Raw genomic sequence first — 17,783 nt, 5'->3', positions numbered from 1 at the left:
CGTTCGACGCCGCCGTCCACCCGCACTGTCCGGTGCCCGACGACCCAGGTGTACGTAACCAGCGTCCGTCGCTCGTGATGCGTTACGTTGCTGGTCCGCTGGGGTACAAGTCGAAGCACGGCGGGTGAAGATCAACGGTCGAGGGGTACGGCCGGAGCGGGAGGCTGCATGAGCTCGGCCCAGGGGGGCGCGGACATCGGGCATCCCGCCCTGTCCGGTCGCGAGACCCCGCCGATGCTGGCGGCCGCGTTCGCGGCCGGCGGCGAGATGGGCGAGCGGCTGGCCTCCTTCGACTGGTCCTCCGGTCCGCTGGGCGAGCCCGGTCAGTGGCCTCCGGCGCTCTCCAACGCGGTCGGCATGATGCTCGCCTCCAGCGCGCCGATCGTCATGTTCTGGGGCGACGAGCAGTTGGCCTTCTACAACGACGCCTACCGGCCGACCATCGGCGGCAAACACCCGGACGTGATCGGCCAACCGGCCCGCGCGAACTGGGCGGAGACCTGGCCGGTGCTCGGCCCGCTGCTCGACAGCGTCCGGAGCACCGGCCGCTCCTACCGGGGCGAGGACCATCCCTTTCTGCTGGACCGTTACGGCTTCGTCGAGCAGACCTACTTCAACGTCTCGTACGACCCGATCCGGGGGGACGACGGCTCGGTCAGTGGCGTCTACTGCATCGTCAGCGAGACCACCGGGCGGGTGCTCGGCGAGCGTCGACTGCGAGCGCTGTCCGAGCTGGGTGCCGAGCTGACCGATATCGGCAGCGCCACGGAACTGGGTCGGACCGCCGCCGGGGTGCTCGGCCGGCACCGGGCGGACGTGCCGTTCGCGCTGATCTATCTGGCTGACGACAACGACCAGCTCACCCTGGCCGGTTGCACCGGCACCACGCCGCCCGCCGTCGATGTCACAGCGCAGTTGTTGGCCCGGCTGACCGCCGATGGCGCGCCCGCCACGATCGAGGTGGCCGCTCTGTTCGACGCGTTGCCTGTCGACGCCGCCGACCAGGCCCTCGTGCTGCCGCTCACGGCGACCAACCAGACCGTCGGCGCGCTGGTCGTCGGCGTGGCCCGTCAGCTGCCGCTGAGCGACGACTACCGCGACTTCCTCGGCCTGGTCGCCGCCCAGATCTCCCGGGCGGTCGGCATGCAGCGGGCGTACGAGCAGGAACGGGCCCGCGCTGCCGAGTTGGCTGCGCTGGACCGGGCGAAGACCAACTTCTTCGCCAACGTCAGCCACGAGTTCCGCACCCCGCTGACCCTGGTGCTCGGCCCGCTGGAGGACATGCTGGCCGACCCGGAGCTGCCCGCCGCCGAAACCGACCGGCTCACCATGATGCACCGCAACGCGCTGCGCCTGCTCAAGCTGGTCAACACAGTGCTGGACTTCTCCCGACTGGAGTCCGGTCGGCTCGCGGCCCGCTACCAGCCCACCGACCTCGCCGGTTACACCGCCCGGCTGGCCAGTACCTTCCGCTCGGCCACCGACCGGGCCGGGTTGCGACTGGTGGTGGACTGTCCGCCGCTGCCGACACCGGTCTTCGTCGACCGGGACATGTGGGAGAAGATCGTCCTCAACCTGGTGTCGAACGCGGTCAAGTTCACCTTCGACGGCGAGATCCGGGTGCGGATCCGGGCCGTCGAGGGCGCGGCCCGGCTGGAGGTGACGGACACCGGCGTCGGCATCGTGCCGGACGAACTGCCGCACGTCTTCGAACGGTTCCACCGGGTGCCCGGGGTGCGGGCACGCACCCACGAGGGCACCGGCATCGGCCTCGCGCTGGTCCGGGAACTTGTCGAGATGCACGGCGGTGAGGTCGGGTTGACCAGCACTGTCGACGTGGGCAGCACCTTCACGGTGACCGTTCCGTTCGGCTCGGCGCACCTGCCGGCGGACCGGGTGGCGGCGTTCGACCCGCTGCCCGTGGGTGAGCCCGAGCAGGCCCGGCTCTTCGTGGCGGAGACCGCGCTGTGGGCCGGTGTCGCGTCGGCACCCGAGCTCGACCGGCAGCCGGCGAAGGGCACCTCGGCTGGCCGGATCCTGGTCGTCGACGACAACGCCGACCTGCAGGAACACGTCAGCCGGCTGCTCTCCCCGACCTGGGACGTGGTCACCGCGAACGACGGGCTCGATGCCCTGCCGCTGGCCCGCGAGGGCGGGTTCGACCTGGTGCTCACCGACGTGATGATGCCCCGGTTGGACGGGTTCGGGCTGGTGAGCGCGCTGCGCTCGGACTCGCGTACCCGGCACGTGCCGATCGTGCTGCTCTCCGCCCGTGCCGGCTCCGCGGAGGCCGTCGCCGGTCTCGCCGTCGGCGCCGACGACTACCTCACCAAGCCGTTCTCCGCGCAGGAGCTGATCGCCCGGGTCCGGGCCAACGTCGAGCTGGGCCAGCTGCGCGGGCAGATCATCCGCCGGCTCCGCGCGCTGGCCGACGCGGCGGTGGCGGTGAACACCGCCCGATCCACCGCGGATGTGCTCCAGGTCGCCGCCCGACACGCGTTGAGCCTCGCCGAGGCGGCTCGGGTGGTGGTCACCGCCGCTGAGGCGCGCTTCGAGGCGGACGGCGGCGGCACCACCGCCGCCGACCCGTCCTTCGTGACCGAGCTGGCCGGCACTACCGGCAAGCAGCTCGGTGAGCTGCAGGTCTGGCGGGCAGCCGGCGACGAGGCGCAGGCCGACGACGCCGCGTTGACCCAGCTGGCCCGGCTCGTCGGGGTGCGACTGGAGAACGCCCAGCTCTACGAAGCCGAACACCGCATCGCCACCACCCTGCAGCACAGCCTGCTGCCCCGGTCGCTGCCTCAACTGCCCGGCGCGGTGGTGGCCAGCCGTTATCTGCCGGGCAGCGCCGACGTCGAGGTCGGCGGCGACTGGTACGACGCGATCGCGCTGAACGGCGACGAGCTGGTGCTGGTCATCGGCGACGTGGTCGGTAAGGGCGTCCGGGCCGCCGCGGCGATGGGGCAGCTGCGCAACGCGCTGCGGGCGTACGTGCTGGAGGGCTTCGATCCGGGTGAGTCGCTGACCCGGCTCAACCGGCTGGTCGGCTCCACCGAGGGCCGCTCCTTCGCGACGGTGGTCTGCCTGCTGTTCAACCCCCGCACCGGTCGGCTGCGGTACGCGAGCGCCGGTCATCCGTCCCCACTGTTGATCACCGGAGGCGACGTGGCGTTCCTGCACGACCGGGCGCTCGGTCCACCGGTCGGCGCCCTACCCAACGCGACGTACGAGTCGGTCGAGGGCGAGTTGCCGGCCGGCACTCGACTGCTGCTCTACACCGACGGGCTGATCGAGGACCGTCAGCTCGGCATCGATGCCTCACTGGCCCAGCTGCGCATCGACGCGGCCAGCCCGAGTGAGCACGTGGTGGACCTGATCGACGCGGTCGTGGAGCGGGTCACCGGACGGCCGCGCCGTGACGACGTGGCGGTTCTCGCCCTGGAGGCGGCGGAGCTGAACCGCTTCGCGCTGCGGCTACCGGCGGACCCGACACGGCTCAGCGTGCTCCGGAAGCGGCTGGAGGACTTCCTGATCGCGCACTCCGTCGGCGAGACCGACCTGTTCGACCTGACCGTCGCCGTCTCCGAGGCCGCCGCCAACGCCATCGAGCACCCGGTCCACCCCGCCGAGGCCATGATCAGTGTGGAGGTGGCCATCGAGGATCGGACGGTGACGGCCACGGTGCGCGACAGCGGGCAGTGGCGGGAGTCGACCGGCTCCGGCTTCCGGGGCCGCGGCCTGGCCCTGATCAGAGCGCTGGGCGATCTGTCGGTACGGCGTACCGCTGAGGGCACCGAGGTGACGCTGCGCCGGCAGTTGCAGGACTGACCGCGCGCCGGGTGCCTAGGCCGGGTCGAGCCAGCTCTGCTCGCCGAGGCCGGAGATCTCCAGCACCCGACGGACCTGCCGGGACGGGCGAACGGTGAGCCGGCCCGGCAACTCCTGGGCGAGCCGGACCAGGGCGTGGATGGCGGCCGAGTCGAAGAAGGTGACAGCACTCAGGTCGAGAGTGATCTTCCCGGCGGGCTCGCGCAGCGCCGTCTGGAGCATCGTGTCCGCGGTTGCCATGTCGACCTCGCCGGCCACCACGACGTGGAGGTGGTCACCGTCGATCTCGGCGCTGGCGGAGAAGACGGGCGGTGCTCCCCCTTGATCCACGCTGACACCATGGCACAGCCACCCTGGCAGGGCAACAACCTCCACCGGGCGGCCGTGGCGCGGGTCACCAGCGGCCCCGGCGATAGGCTTGCGGCATGACCGTCCGTCCGCCGCTGACACCAGGCACGCTCTCCCCGATGCGACCGGTGCCACCCCAGATCGCCCGACCCGAGTACGTGGGCAAGGCGCGTCCGCGGGAGTGGCGTGGCTCGCACGTGCAGACGCCGGAGACCATCGAGAAGATGCGGCTCGCCAGCCGGCTCGCCGCCCAGGCGACCCAGCTCGCCGGCGAGCACTGCAAGCCCGGCGTGACCACCGACGAGATCGACAAGGTGGTGCACGAGTTCCTCTGCGACCACGGCGCGTACCCGTCGACGCTGGGCTACAAGGGCTTCCCGAAGTCCTGCTGCACCAGCCTCAACGAGGTCATCTGCCATGGCATCCCGGACACCACGGTCCTGACCGACGGCGACATCATCAACGTCGACGTGACCGCGTACATCGGTGGGGTGCACGGTGACACCGACGCCACCTTCTGCGTCGGCGAGGTCAGCGAAGAGGCCCGGCTGCTGGTCGAGCGGACCCACGAGGCGATGATGCGCGGCATCCGCGCCGTCGCCCCGGGGCGCCAGATCAACGTGGTGGGCCGCGTCATCGAGTCGTACGCCAAGCGGTTCGGCTACGGCGTGGTCCGCGACTTCACCGGCCACGGCATCGGTGAAGCCTTCCACAGCGGCCTCTACGTGCCGCACTACGACAGCCCGCGCCCCACTGACATCATGGAACCCGGGATGACGTTCACCATCGAGCCGATGATCACCCTCGGCACCTACCAGTACGACATGTGGGACGACGGGTGGACAGTGGTCACCAAGGACCGGAAGTGGACGGCGCAGTTCGAGCACACCATCGTGGTGACCGACGACGGCCACGAGATTCTGACCCTGCCGTGACCGACACCCCAGCGGCGCTGCGCGAGGCGCACCACGCGGACGTCTCCGGCGGCTGGCTGCGCCCGGCCGTCTTCGGCGCGATGGACGGCCTGGTCACCAACATCGCCCTGATCGCCGGCGTCGGCGGCGGCGGGGTCTCGCCCCGCAGCATCGTGCTCACCGGCAGCGCCGGCCTCGTCGCCGGTGCGATCTCCATGGGCCTCGGCGAGTACACCAGCGTGCGCTCCGCCAACGAGCAGGTCGCCGCCGAGGTGGCCAAGGAACGACGGGAACTGGAACGGCACCCCGAGGCGGAGGCCCGGGAGCTGGCCGACGCGTGGGTGGCCCGGGGCCTCCCCCGGGACCTCGCCACCCAGGTCGCCGAGGCGGTGCGGCGCGACCCGGAGGAGGCGCTGCGGGTGCACGTCCGCGAGGAGCTGGGCGTCGACCCTGACGACCAGCCCAGCCCGTGGGCCGCGGCGATCTCGTCGTTCCTGTTCTTCTCGATCGGCGCGCTGGTCCCGCTGCTGCCGTACCTGCTCGGCGCCACCGAACTGTGGCTGGCGCTCGCCGTCGGCGGGCTCGGGCTGTTCGCCGCCGGTGCCGTGGTGGCCCGCTTCACCCACCGTCCCTGGTGGACCAGTGGGCTGCGCCAGCTGCTGCTGGGCGCCGCGGCGGCCGGGGCCACCTACCTGATCGGCTCGCTGATCGGCGTACCGGGCGGGCTGTGACGCGCCTCAGGTGCTGAGCAGCTCGTCGATCGTGCCGTCGACCGCACGACCACGGGCGGCCAACTCCTCGGCCTGCCGGGCCAGCACCACACCCACCTCGGTCATGTCCGCGCCGGCCAACCCGGTGCGCCGCACCGCGTCCCCCGGGTCGCGGAAGTACGTGCGACTCAGCAGACCGTTCACCGTGGCCGCTGCCAGCCGGGCCTCACCGAGCATCAGCAGAGCCTGATCGGTCTCGTACCACTCGGCGAGCCGGGCCGCCCGGGAGTGCGCCGCGCTGCCCCTGTACCACGCCTGGCGGGCCGCTGTGCTGAACTCCGCCGGCCGGGCCCGAGCCAGCCGGCCGAGGTGCTCGTCGCGCAGCGTCCGCAACCAGCCCGTCGGATCGTGCAACGCCTGCGTGGTGACGTACCGGTCGGCGGTCAGCGGCCAGAGCGGGGAGAGCACCCGGGCCTGGGCCAGGTAGTCCTCGGCGGCGGCCACCGTCAGATCGACGAGCACCCCGTCCACCCGCCGGGTTGCCGGCGGCGGGCCCGTCCCGGGCCGATAGGTGACCACCAGCATTCCCGCCTCGCGGTCCCCGCCGCCGTCGTCGTCCCCGTGCGCCAGAGGCCCGTGCACCGCGATCGCGAGCGCATCGGCCGGGAACCGCCGTCGGACCGCCTCGGCGACCCGCTCCGCGACCGTCCACCGTCGATCGTCGACGCCCCGGTCGACACCGGCCAGCTCACTCACCGGGCCAGCTCTGTTCGCGGCTGCGGGGCTCGCAACCCCGGCTCACGCCTCGCGCTCACGGGACCACCTCGCTTTGGCTACCGAGCGTCAGCCTAGCCAGCCGACGGCGGAGCTTCGGGTGCGCCGCGCCCGGTCGGGGCCAGCCGGAAGATGTGGATCTCCCGGCCACCGGCCCGCTGCACGTACGTGTGGTACGCGGGCCACGCGGTGACCAGCAGCTGCCACAACCGGTCCCGTTCGGCGCCGGAGGCCCGCTCGGCCCGCACCGCGACCCGCCGGCCCTTCACGTCCACCTCGGCGGCGGGATCGGCGAGCAGGTTCATCGCCCAGCCGGGGTGGTGGGTCTGCCCCCAGTTGGAGCCGATCACCACGTACGCGTCGCCGTCGGGCACGTAGAGCAGCGGATTGCTGCGGGGCTTGCCGGAGCGGCGGCCCGTTGTGGTGATCAGCAGGGAGGGGAGGAGGCCGAGCGCTACCACCCGGCCCCGGGTGAGTCGACCAACCATCCGATCGGCCGGAACCAGCAGGCGCGCGGTGGCGCCGAACCAGCGCTGATGACCGACTCGACGGACGACATTCCTGAGCACTGACACGCCGATCAGTCTGCCGGCTGCCCGGCCCCGGCGGCACCCCCGCGCGGTCCCCTTTCGGTCGCCCGGCGGATCGGTCAGTCCAGCCGCCGTTCGATCGGCAGTCGGGCCCGGGTGAACAGGCCCGCCCCGAGCATCGCCACCACCGGCACCAGCACCAGGACCCCGAGCGCGGGCCACGGCACCAGAAAGGGGTACGGATCTGATACCGGCCAGTCACTGGCGTACTGCCGGTTCACCGATACCAGCACGATCGCGGCGGTGCCGAGACCGGCCACGATGCCGAGCACCGAACCGAGACCGGCGATGACCCCGGCCTGGCAGATCGCCAGCAGCCGGCGTACCGCTGGGGCCGCGCCGACGGCCGCGAGGGTGGTCAGCTCGGCGCGTCCCTCGGCGGCGGCGAGCGCGGTGGCGATCCCGGCCGCCCCCACGGTGATCAGTCCGGCCGCCGCCGCGAGCAGCAGGAGCAACGGTGAGACGTCGCGTGGGGCGCCACCGCTCTCCACGCTCAGCGCGAGCGTCCCGAATGGCCGCAGGACGGCGGCGAACCGTGCCTGTTGCTCCTCGTCGGGCGGGGTCGTGGTGCCGATCACCCAACCGGTCTGGGACCAGCTCAGGTCGAGTTGGCGGGCGGCGGCGGCGGACAGCAGCAGACGGGACTGGCCGGTCGCACGGGTCAGCGCGTACCCCGGAAGATCGTGGACGGTGATCGGCCGGTCCGGCCCGGCCTCCACCTCGCCGACCCGGACGGTCACCAGGCCGTCGTGCAGGTAGCGCGGGTCGGTCACCACCACGCCGCCGGCGCGCAGGACGGCCGTGGCGGCGGCGGTCGTGGCCGGGTCCACGCCGGTGAGCAGGGGCAGTGCGGTCCCGTCGTCGACTCCGGGTTCCACGTAGCCGCCGAAGTAGTCCGCCTCGCGGATCTGGCAGCGGGGATCGGCGCGGGCCTGCTGGCGCTGGGCCGCGGGAAGTTGAACGCCGGGCTGCCAGGGGCAGGCCCGGGTCAGCGGGAGCACCGGTGCGATGTCGCAGTAGCCGGTGCGCCCCGCCCCGCAGGTTGGCGTCTGCACCGGGGCGACAGCGCCGACCCCGAGGTGATTCCGGGCCGCGTCGGTGATCTGGGCCAGCGTGGGCTGCCCGGCCGATCCGACCGGGTTGACCATCACGTGGCCGGTCGGCAGCGCCGGCCGGTAGGCACGCGCGTCGCGGGCGTCGTCGCTGGCCAGGTATCCGCCGAGGGCGACGCTGCTCGCGACGGCGGCCATCACGGCGCAGATGGCCGGTGCCGCGGCTGCCCGGTTGCGGCTGGCATCGCGCAGCGCGATCCGTGGTGCCAGCGGCAACACCCGGCCGAGGCGGGCGAGCACCCCGAGCAGCGTGGGCGTGCAGCAGACCAGGCCCAACTCGCCGAGGATCAGCCCGGTGAGAACCACCGCCGGCGAAGTCTTGGTGGCCCCGAACGCCGCCAGCCCCGCCCCGCCGACCACCAGTGCCAGTCCGAGAGCCAACCACCGGCCCGGGGATTTCGCCGGGGTGCGTCGTCCGGCGAGCCCGGCGCTGACGTCCTGCCGGGCGGCGGTCCAGGCCGGTGCCAGCGCGGCGAGCACCCCGGCCAGCACCGCGACGCCACCGAGCAGGACCAGCGCGCTCGGCCAGCAGCGGTAGCCGCCGAAACGGGCGCTGAAGACGTACTGCTCCATCAGCGGGCGACCGGCGAACGCCGCGCCGACGCCGACCAGCAGGCCGGCGGCGGCCCCGAGCACACCCAGCACCACACCGTCGGCCAGCACGACCCGGCGAAGCTGGGCGGCGTCCCCGCCCGCCACCGCGACCAGCGCCAGATCCCGTCGGCGGCGACGGACTCCGACGGCGAAGGCCGGCCCGACCAGCAGGACGACCTCCAGCAGCCCGAGGCCGGCGATCAGGACGACGGTGCCCAGGTCGTTCGGGTTGTCCCCCATGATCGACCCGAGCCATGTCCGGTCCGCACCGGTGGCCGAGCCGAGGTGCCGCGCGGTGACCACCACCCCACGGTCGTTGAGCCGGGACACCAGCGCCGCGTCGACGGTGCCCGGCACGTCCGCCAGCCAGACTCCGTCCAGCTCCGGGCCGGTCGATGGCGCGGCCCCCGGGTGCAGCGCCACCACCGGTCCGAGGTCGTCGGGAAACTCGACCACCCCCACCACGGTGTACGCCCTGCTCCCGTCGGCGGCGGCCACGGCGTGGCCGAGGCGCAGGTCCAGGCGACGCAGCGCCACCGGACTGACCGCGACCTCACCGGGCTGCTGCGGCGCCCGGCCGGCCCGGAACCGCACCAGCCCGCGGGCCAGCGGATCGTCGAGGTCCAGCACCCGACCGTTCACGACCTCGTCGCGGTGCGGGCCACGCAGGTTCAGCGGGACGTGCTGACGCACCTCGGTGACTCGGCTGCCCGGCCCGAGCAGTGCCGTCAGCTGGGCCGCGCTGACCTTCGCTGGGGGCTCGCCGTCGCGGGTGTACCAACCCTCACCCCACTCGTCCTGCCCCACCGGGCCGTTGGCGATCCACTGCAGCTGCGCGTCGGCCACGCCGAGCCGGCGCTCGATGCGTTCCTGTGGGGTCAGCTCGGCCATGTCGTAGCTCGCCGCCAGGAAGGCCAGCGCCGCCACCGGCATGGCGATCATCGCGAGCACCAGCGCGGTCCGCCGCCGGGACCGGCGCGACTCGCGCCGGGCGATCCGCAGCGCCGCCCGCCAGGAGCCGGTCAGCTCGGCGAACCGTCGTCGGCCGACCGGGGCGGGCGGCGCGACCGGCCGCGGCGTCGCGGTGTCGGCCCGACCGGGGACCCGCGCCGGACGGCGAGTGGTCACCGGTCGCTGCCGGACAGCAGCTGCTCGACACTGCCCAGCGGTGCCGTCGTGTCGACCAGCACGCCGTCGCGGAGGAACACCACCCGGTCGGCCCAGCCGGCGTGCCGCGCCTCGTGGGTGACCAGCACTCCGGCGGCTCCGGCGTCGATCCGGCGGCGCAGCAGGTGCAGCACCGCCTCACCGGTCTGGGAATCCAACGCCCCGGTGGGCTCGTCGGCGAGGACCAGCCGGCGTTCGCCCACCAGTGCGCGCGCGATCGCCACCCGCTGCTGCTGCCCTCCGGAGAGCTGGTCCGGGAAACGGTCACCCAACGCGGGCAGACCCACCTCGGTGAGCGCGGCCATGGCCAGTGCGCGGGCCCGACGTCCGCTGGTCCCGTCGAGTTCCAGTGGGAGCGCGACGTTCTCCAGTGCGCTCAGACTGCCCAGCAGATTGAGCTGCTGGAAGATGTAGCCGATCCGACGGCGGCGCAGCTGGGCCAGCCCGCGGCGGTCCAGGGCCCCCAGCGGTTGCCCCTCGACCCGGACCTCGCCGCCGGTCGGACGGTCCAACCCACCGGCGAGAGCCAGCAGGGTCGATTTGCCGGAGCCGGACGGCCCCATCACGGCGACCAGCTCGCCGGGCCGGACGACCAGGCTGACGCCGCGCAGCGCGTGCACCGCCGCCGGCCCGGCGCCGTGGGTGCGGTGGACGGCGCGTAGCTCCAGCACCGCGTCGTCCGATCCGCTCACCGTCTTGCCTCCTCGCCGGCCCATCGAGCCGCGTCCCGCGCGTCGGCGTCATCGGGTCGGGGAACGGGAGGCGCCGGGCCGCTGGGTTGGTGCCGGACCAGACTGGTCTCGCAGTGGTCCAGCCAGCGCACCTCGGCCTCGGCCTGAAACACCATCGAGTCCAGCACGAGGCGCCAGGGAAGGTCCTCCGGCCGGTTGCTGCCGTACTTCAACCGGGTCAACTCCTGAAGGGCCCGCATCGTCGCGCTGCGTTGGGCCTGCACCACCGACCGGACGTCGACCCCGGGGGTGGTCAGCGCCAGCGCCAGCTTGATCGCCAGCTCGTCGCGAGGGCGGTCGGTACGGCTGATCGGGGTGGCGAACCACAGCGCCAGGTCCGCCCGGCCGGCGTCGGTGATTTCGTACGGGCGCTGCCCGGCCTCGCTCTCCGGCAGCGGGCGCACCAGACCGTCCCGTTCCAGCCGGGACAACGTGGTGTAGACCTGCCCGATGTTCAGTGGCCAGGTCGAGCCGGTCGACTCCTCGAACGCGGCGCGCAGCTGGTAGCCGTACATCTGGCCGCGTTCGAGCAGGGCGAGCAACCCGTGACGGATGGACATGGCAACGGAGTATGCATACCTGGTATGCGTACCGCAACCGGAGTGGAGCGGCTCAGGTCGGTCGACCGGGAAACGGGACAGTCAGCGGGGTCAGCCCGGCAGTCTTGCGCCACCGGGTGGCCCGCACGGCGTACTCGACAAGGGCGGCCAGCGCCTGGTCCCGGTCGGCGCCGGTGGTGGACGCCAGGGCGGCCCGCCAGTGCGCGGCCGTGCGCTCCTCCACCTCGGCGGCGAGCCGCAGGGCGCTGGCCCGGTCGGTGACCGGGAACGGCAGGGCGTACCCGGCGCGGTCCGGCGGGACGACGCCGCCGGCCGTGGTGAGCTGCACCACCAGCGCGTCGCGCCGGCGTCGATGCGCGGCCTCCGCCTGGCGTGCCGCGTCCCGCGCCGCTCCGCTGAGCCGGACACCGATCCGTCCGTAGGCGTAGATGGCCGCGTACTCGGCGGACAGGGCGGAGGCGAGTGCCTCTCCGGCGGACGGCTGCCTCACTTCAGTGCCTCCTGGTGAGTTGCCCGGGCGGCGACGATCGACCCGAGCAGCGCCGCCCGTTCCGCGGGCGCCGCGGCGCAGGCGGCGGTGGCGGACTGCTGGGCGGTCTTCTCCAACGCCCGCAGGGCGGCGCGCGCGCCCTTCGGGTCAGCGGCCGGGGCGGTGGTCGGGGCGGCGGAGGCTGCCGACGGCACTGTCACGCCGATCACCCGGGCCAGTTCGGTGGCGTGCGCGGTGTGCGTCTCGGCGATCGGGTTGAGCCGGTCGGCGAGCTCGGGATGGGCGGTCGCGCTCGCCCGGTACGCGGCGGCCAGCGCGAGTGACTCGTCCACCATCGGCCGCAGCGGGTCGGGCGGCGGGGCTGGTTGGTCGTCGCGGTCGAAAAGATCACAGCCGGTCAGCGGCGTCACGGCGCCGCCGAGCACCAGCAGCGCCCCGGCACTCAGGAGCTTTCGCCGGGAATGTCCGGATGCTTGGTCGCGCTGTGTCGTTCTGCCGATCCCCACCGGCCAAGTCAACACCATCCGTGCCGGTCCGGGGGTCACCGGCGTCGGTGCGCCGCCCGGTCCGCCGCCGGGCAGGCGCGTTACGCTCTGCGCAACCACCGGCGTGTCCACTCCAGTGGCGTGCCGGCATGGCGGGACGACCGGTCCCCGTCGACCAGGGAGAGGGTGCGGAGATGACGCAGCGTGGCCGTGCCACCAGGCCGACGGGTCGACCCCGCGGTGCTGCGGGCCCGCGCGGCGGTGACCTCGCCGCCCGGCGGGACCGACTGCGGGCCGTGATCGAGCCGGTGGTCAACGACGCCGGCTACGACCTGGAGGACCTGTCGGTTTCCCGGGCCGGCCGCCGGCACGTGGTGCGGGTGATGGTGGACACCGACGGCGGGATCGACCTGGACGCCGTCGCGGACGTCTCCCGCGCGGTCTCGGCCGCGCTGGACGCCGCGGAGGAGACCGGTGGCGACATCGTCGCCGGCGAGTACCAGCTGGAAGTCAGCTCGCCCGGCGTCGACCGGCCGCTCACCCTGCCCCGCCACTGGCGGCGCAACGTGGGCCGACTGGTCAAGGTCACCGCCCGGGGCGCGGCCGCGCTGCCGGGCCAGCGGGGCGAGCAGCCCGCGGGTGACCGTCAGCTGACCGGCCGGGTGGTCGCGGCCGACGACGAGGGCGTGCACCTGGAGACCGACGACGGCCGCGCCGCCTGGGCGTACGCCCAGCTGGGCCCGGGCCGCGTGCAGGTCGAGTTCACCCGGCTCGCCGAGCTGGGTGAGCCGAACGACGAGTTCGACGACGCGGACGATTCCGACGAGATCGACGACGATTCAGACGACATCGACGACGAAGATGATGTGGAGGACGAGGAGAGGTGAACATCGACCTCGCGGCGCTGCGCGCACTCGAGCGCGAGCGGGAGATCCCGTTCGACACGATTCTCGCGGCGATCGAGACCGCGTTGCTGACCGCCTACCGGCACACCGACGGGGCCGAACCGCACGCCCGGGTGGAGATCGACCGCAGGTCGGGCGCCGCCCTGGTGTACGCGCAGGAGATGGATGCCGACGGCAGCCTGGTGCGGGAGTGGGACGACACCCCGCACGACTTCGGCCGGATCGCCGCCATGACCGCCAAGCAGGTGATCCTCCAGCGGTTGCGGGAGGCCACCGACGAGGTGCACTTCGGTGAGTACGTCGGCCGCGAGGGTGACCTGGTCACCGGCGTGGTGCAGGCGCACGAGACGCGTACCGAGAAGGGCATCGTCAGCGTCGACCTGGGCAAGCTGGAGGGCGTGCTGCCGCAGTCCGAGCAGGTGCCCGGCGAGCGGTACGCGCACGGCGAGCGGGTCCGCTGCGTGGTGGTGCACGTGGCCAAGGGCATGCGCGGGCCGCAGATCACCCTGTCCCGGTCGCACCCGGCTCTGGTCAAGAAGCTCTTCGCGCTGGAGGTGCCGGAGATCGCCGACGGCACCGTCGAGATCGGCGCGATCGCCCGTGAGGCGGGCCATCGCACGAAGATCGCCGTCCGCTCCACCACCCCCGGGGTGAACGCCAAGGGCGCCTGCATCGGCCCGATGGGTCAGCGGGTGCGTGCCGTGATGAGCGAGCTGCACGGTGAGAAGATCGACATCATCGACTGGTCGGACGACCCGGGCACCTTCGTCGGCAACGCGTTGTCGCCGGCCAAGGCGCTGCGGGTCGAGGTGGTCGACCTGGCCAACCGGGCCGCCCGGGTGACCGTTCCCGACTTCCAGCTCTCGCTGGCGATCGGTCGGGAGGGGCAGAATGCCCGACTCGCGGCCCGATTGACCGGTTGGCGGATCGACATTCGTTCCGATGCGGAGCAGGCGGCGCCGGCCGCGCGTGGGGTAACTGATCACGTGCGGGAGCCGGGCGGCGCGATCTCGGGGAGCTAGGGGTAGACTTCCTCCAGTGGTACGACGCGCGCAGCCGGAGCGCACCTGTGTGGGTTGCCGGCAACGTGCGCCGGCCAGCGAATTGCTGCGGGTCGTCGCGGTCAGGGGCGAGGCTGGTCACAGTCTCCGGCCTGATCCGCGCCGCAGGCTGCCGGGTCGGGGAGCGAACATGCACCCGGATCCGGCCTGCTTCGCGCTGGCGGTGCGGCGCCGCGCCTTCGGGCGTGCGCTGCGCAGCACCGAGGTCCTCGACCACGGTGCGCTGGCGGAGCACGTCGATGCGCCAACCACTACGTCCGGTCAGCCCGACCGGGCGAGGGTCGCTAGCAGGGTAGGACGACCGACATGAGCACACGATGAAGTCCCTGAAATGACCAGGCTTCAAGTGCACGAGTGAGGTCGCTGCGGGTGCTGCCCGCACGACCTCGGAGTGAGGAGTGCAGTGGCAGGCAAGGCCCGCGTACACGAGCTTGCAAAAGAGCTCGGGGTCGAGAGTAAGACCGTTCTCGCCAAGCTGAAGGAAATGGGCGAGTTCGTGAAGTCCGCGTCCAGCACCGTCGAGGCGCCCGTCGCCCGGCGGCTGCGTAACGCATTCGTCGCGTCCGCCGGAGCCCCGGCTCCGGCCGCCCCGTCGGCGCCCGCGTCGACGCCGGCTTCAAGCCCGACCCCGACGCCAACCCCGGCCCCGGGCGCGCCCCGGGTCTCGGCCAAGCCGATGCCGCCTCGGCGGCCGGCCGCGCCGGCACCCGGTCCGAAGCCCAAGGGTCCGGTTCCCGGTGCCCCGCAGACGGCGACCCCGGTCGCCAAGCCGGCGAGTGCCCACGACATCGAGGTGGCGGCCGCGGAGGCGCGTGCCGCCGCGCTGAAGGCTGAGCAGGAGGCCGCGGTCAAGGCCGCGCAGGCCGCCCGCCAGCAGCAGCGGGACAACCCCGTTCGCCGGGAGCCTCCGGCAGACGGCGGTAACCGCCCCGGCCCTCGGCCGGGTCCTGCGGCGATGCCGCCCCGTCCCGGTTCGCCGGCAGCTCGTCCGAGCACGCCGGCTCCCGGTCCGGGTGCCCGTCCGGGCGGTCGTCCGCCGGCGCGCGGTGCCGGTAACAACCCGTTCGGCATCCAGGGTGGCCAGCAGCAGCGGCCCCCGGCCGCCGGTGCGGGTGGCCCTCGGCCCAACAGCCCGGCAGGCATGCCGCCGCGGCCGAGCCCGAACTCCATGCCGCCGCGGCCCAGCCCGGCGTCCATGCCGAGTCAGCGTCCGGCTGCCGGTCGCCCCGGTCCCGGTGGCGCTGGTCGTCCCGGTGGCGGTGGCGCTGGTCGTCCCGGTGGCGGTGGCGGTGGCTTCCGTGGCGGTCCCGGCGGTGGTGCCGGCGGCGGCGGTGGCGGTTACCGAGGTGGCCCTGGTGGCGGGGCGGGTGCCGGCGGTGGCGGTGGCTACCGTGGCGGTCCCGGCGGCGGTGCGGGTGCTCCCGGTGGCGGTTTCCGTCCGGGTGGTCCGGCCGGTGGCGGCGGTCGTCCGGGTGCGGGCGGTCGTGGCCGTGGCGGCGGCGCCGCGGGTGCCTTCGGGCGTCCGGGTGGTCGGCCGACGCGCGGTCGCAAGTCCAAGAAGCAGCGCAGACAGGAGTTCGACAACCTGTCGGCTCCGACCATGAGCTCGGGTGCTCCCCGGGGTCAGGGTCAGATCGTCCGGCTCTCCCGTGGCGCCTCGCTGTCCGACTTCGCGGACAAGATCAACGCCAACCCGGGTTCGCTGGTCCAGGAGATGTTCAACCTGGGCGAGATGGTCACCGCGACCCAGTCCTGTTCTGACGACACCCTGCACCTGCTGGGTGAGCACCTGGGCTTCGACATCCAGATCGTCAGCCCGGAGGACGAGGACCGCGAGCTGCTCGCGCAGTTCAACATCGACCTCGACGCGGAGGTGGCCGAGGAGCGTCTGGTCAGCCGTGCGCCGGTGGTGACCGTCATGGGTCACGTCGACCACGGTAAGACCAAGCTGCTCGACGCCATCCGTAAGGCGAACGTCGTGGCCGGTGAGGCGGGTGGCATCACCCAGCACATCGGTGCCTACCAGGTCCACGTCCCGCATGAGGGCGAGGACCGGGCGGTCACCTTCATCGACACCCCGGGTCACGAGGCGTTCACCGCCATGCGTGCTCGTGGTGCCCAGGTCACGGACATCGTGATCCTGGTCGTCGCGGCCGACGACGGTGTGATGCCGCAGACGATCGAGGCGTTGAACCACGCCAAGGCGGCCGACGTGCCGATCGTGGTCGCGGTCAACAAGGTCGACAAGCCGGACGCCAACCCGGACAAGGTCCGCCAGCAGCTGACCGAGTACGGCCTGGTCGCCGAGGAGTACGGCGGCGAGACCATGTTCGTCAACGTGGCAGCCAAGCCGGGCATCGGCATCGAGGAACTGCTCGAGGCCGTCCTGCTGACCGCCGACGCGTCGCTGGAGCTGACCGCTCCGATCGACGGGCCGGCTCAGGGTGTGGCCATCGAGGCGCACCTGGACAAGGGTCGCGGTGCGGTGGCGACGGTGCTGGTCCAGAAGGGCACTCTGCGGGCGGGCGACTCGATCGTTGCCGGTGGGGCGCACGGCCGGGTCCGGGCCATGCTCGACGAGAACGGCAACCAGCTCACCGAGGCTGGGCCGGCGCGTCCGGTCATGGTGCTGGGTCTGACCGCGCCGCCCGGCGCGGGAGACACGTTCCTGGCCGCGGCGGACGACCGCACGGTGCGGCAGATCGCCGAGCAGCGGCAGGCACGGCGGCGGGCGGCGTCCTTCGCCAACTCCCGTGGTCGGGCCACCCTCGAGACGCTCATGGAGCAGCTCAAGGAGGGCGAGAAGACCTCGCTCAACCTCATCCTCAAGGGCGATGTCTCCGGTTCGGTGGAGGCTCTCGAGGACGCGCTGTTCAACCTCGACATCCCCGAGGAGGTCCAGCTCAAGGTCCTCGACCGGGGCGTCGGCGCGATCACCGAGAGCAACGTCATGCTCGCGAGCGCCTCGTCCGAGCCGGTCACGATCATCGGCTTCAACGTGCGGGCCTCGAACAAGGTCCGTGAGATGGCCGACCGCGAGGGCGTGGAGATCCGGTACTACACCGTGATCTACCAGGCCATCGAGGAGATCGAGGCAGCGCTCAAGGGTCTGCTCAAGCCGGAGTACGAGGAGGCCGAGCTGGGCAGCGCGGAGATCCGCGATGTCTTCCGCTCGTCCAAGATCGGCAACATCTCCGGTTGCATCGTCCGGTCGGGCATCATCCGACGCAACGCGAAGGCTCGCCTGCTTCGGGACGGGGCGGTCGTGGCGGACAACCTCACGATCACCTCGCTCAAGCGGTTCAAGGACGACGCCACCGAGGTCCGCGAGGGCTTCGAGTGCGGTCTGACCCTGGGTGGTTACAACAACGTCCAGGTCGGCGACGTCATCGAGACCTTCGAGATGCGGGAGAAGGTTCGCGCCTGATCCGGCAGTGACACGCTGATCAAGGGGTTTACGCCGACTCGGCGTAAACCCCTTGATCATGCGGGGCGCGTTGGCGGTATCGTCCGG

Annotated in this window: 15 protein-coding genes; 7 read left to right on the top strand and 8 right to left on the bottom strand. The window is 72.7% G+C overall.

Features of this window, described 5'->3' with window-relative positions; translation table 11 throughout:
* Window positions 1-168: 168 nt before the first annotated feature.
* Window positions 169-3,828 carry a SpoIIE family protein phosphatase gene (locus GUI43_RS24950; RefSeq protein ID WP_112586526.1) on the top strand — a complete coding sequence of 1,220 codons (3,660 nt, stop codon included), beginning with the start codon at window positions 169-171 and terminating at the stop codon, window positions 3,826-3,828.
* A gap of 15 nt (window positions 3,829-3,843) precedes the next feature.
* On the opposite strand, the gene GUI43_RS24945 is transcribed toward GUI43_RS24950, so the two are convergent.
* The gene (locus tag GUI43_RS24945) at window positions 3,844-4,158 is read right to left on the bottom strand and encodes an STAS domain-containing protein (RefSeq protein ID WP_181518489.1); all 315 of its coding nucleotides are present in this window, start codon (window positions 4,156-4,158) and stop codon (window positions 3,844-3,846) included.
* A gap of 95 nt (window positions 4,159-4,253) precedes the next feature.
* Here GUI43_RS24945 and map point away from each other — a divergent pair, with 95 nt between their 5' ends.
* Window positions 4,254-5,111, top strand: a complete 858-nt coding sequence (map, locus tag GUI43_RS24940; protein ID WP_112586528.1) for a type I methionyl aminopeptidase — start codon at window positions 4,254-4,256, stop codon at window positions 5,109-5,111.
* Window positions 5,108-5,821 carry a VIT1/CCC1 transporter family protein gene (locus GUI43_RS24935; protein WP_091400358.1) on the top strand — a complete coding sequence of 238 codons (714 nt, stop codon included), beginning with the start codon at window positions 5,108-5,110 and terminating at the stop codon, window positions 5,819-5,821. Before map ends, GUI43_RS24935 begins: the two co-directional genes overlap by 4 nt.
* A 6-nt stretch (window positions 5,822-5,827) precedes the next feature.
* On the opposite strand, the gene GUI43_RS24930 is transcribed toward GUI43_RS24935, so the two are convergent.
* From GUI43_RS24930 to GUI43_RS24900, 7 genes are all read right to left on the bottom strand, one after another.
* The gene (locus tag GUI43_RS24930) at window positions 5,828-6,556 is read right to left on the bottom strand and encodes a nucleotidyltransferase domain-containing protein (RefSeq protein WP_112601981.1); all 729 of its coding nucleotides are present in this window, start codon (window positions 6,554-6,556) and stop codon (window positions 5,828-5,830) included.
* A 92-nt stretch (window positions 6,557-6,648) separates the two neighbouring features.
* Window positions 6,649-7,149 carry a nitroreductase/quinone reductase family protein gene (locus tag GUI43_RS24925; RefSeq protein ID WP_112586532.1) on the bottom strand — a complete coding sequence of 167 codons (501 nt, stop codon included), beginning with the start codon at window positions 7,147-7,149 and terminating at the stop codon, window positions 6,649-6,651.
* Window positions 7,150-7,223: 74 nt separating this feature from the next.
* Entirely contained in the window at window positions 7,224-9,998 is a 2,775-nt protein-coding gene (locus tag GUI43_RS24920; RefSeq protein ID WP_112699917.1) for an FtsX-like permease family protein, read from the bottom strand.
* Window positions 9,995-10,753 (bottom strand): ABC transporter ATP-binding protein, encoded by a 759-nt coding sequence (locus GUI43_RS24915; protein ID WP_112586536.1) that lies wholly within the window; start codon window positions 10,751-10,753, stop codon window positions 9,995-9,997. Before GUI43_RS24915 ends, GUI43_RS24920 begins: the two co-directional genes overlap by 4 nt.
* Window positions 10,726-11,328, bottom strand: coding sequence for a PadR family transcriptional regulator (locus tag GUI43_RS24910; protein ID WP_112699916.1), 603 nt, complete (start codon window positions 11,326-11,328; stop codon window positions 10,726-10,728). Before GUI43_RS24910 ends, GUI43_RS24915 begins: the two co-directional genes overlap by 28 nt.
* Window positions 11,329-11,380: 52 nt before the next feature.
* A complete protein-coding gene (locus GUI43_RS24905; protein ID WP_030337610.1) occupies window positions 11,381-11,818 on the bottom strand; it encodes a ferritin-like domain-containing protein in 438 nt (145 codons plus the stop codon).
* Window positions 11,815-12,342 carry a hypothetical protein gene (locus GUI43_RS24900; RefSeq protein ID WP_225855206.1) on the bottom strand — a complete coding sequence of 176 codons (528 nt, stop codon included), beginning with the start codon at window positions 12,340-12,342 and terminating at the stop codon, window positions 11,815-11,817. Before GUI43_RS24900 ends, GUI43_RS24905 begins: the two co-directional genes overlap by 4 nt.
* Window positions 12,343-12,497: 155 nt before the next feature.
* Here GUI43_RS24900 and rimP point away from each other — a divergent pair, with 155 nt between their 5' ends.
* The 4 genes from rimP to infB all read left to right on the top strand — a co-directional run bounded on the left by rimP (window position 12,498) and on the right by infB (window position 17,696).
* Window positions 12,498-13,190 carry a ribosome maturation factor RimP gene (gene rimP, locus GUI43_RS24895; RefSeq protein WP_112699915.1) on the top strand — a complete coding sequence of 231 codons (693 nt, stop codon included), beginning with the start codon at window positions 12,498-12,500 and terminating at the stop codon, window positions 13,188-13,190.
* On the top strand, window positions 13,187-14,230 hold the full coding sequence (nusA, locus tag GUI43_RS24890; RefSeq protein ID WP_091400372.1) for a transcription termination factor NusA: 1,044 nt from the start codon (window positions 13,187-13,189) through the stop codon (window positions 14,228-14,230). Before rimP ends, nusA begins: the two co-directional genes overlap by 4 nt.
* A gap of 16 nt (window positions 14,231-14,246) precedes the next feature.
* A complete protein-coding gene (locus GUI43_RS24885) occupies window positions 14,247-14,579 on the top strand; it encodes a YlxR family protein (protein WP_112699914.1) in 333 nt (110 codons plus the stop codon).
* Window positions 14,580-14,672: 93 nt separating this feature from the next.
* Entirely contained in the window at window positions 14,673-17,696 is a 3,024-nt protein-coding gene (infB, locus tag GUI43_RS24880) for a translation initiation factor IF-2 (protein WP_112601983.1), read from the top strand.
* Window positions 17,697-17,783 lie beyond the last annotated feature (87 nt).

It is taken from the genome of Micromonospora noduli, assembly GCF_003264365.1.
Classification (GTDB): domain Bacteria; phylum Actinomycetota; class Actinomycetes; order Mycobacteriales; family Micromonosporaceae; genus Micromonospora; species Micromonospora noduli.
Note: the sequence above shows the minus strand (reverse complement) of the source record. Positions and strands in the feature narration are given on the sequence as shown.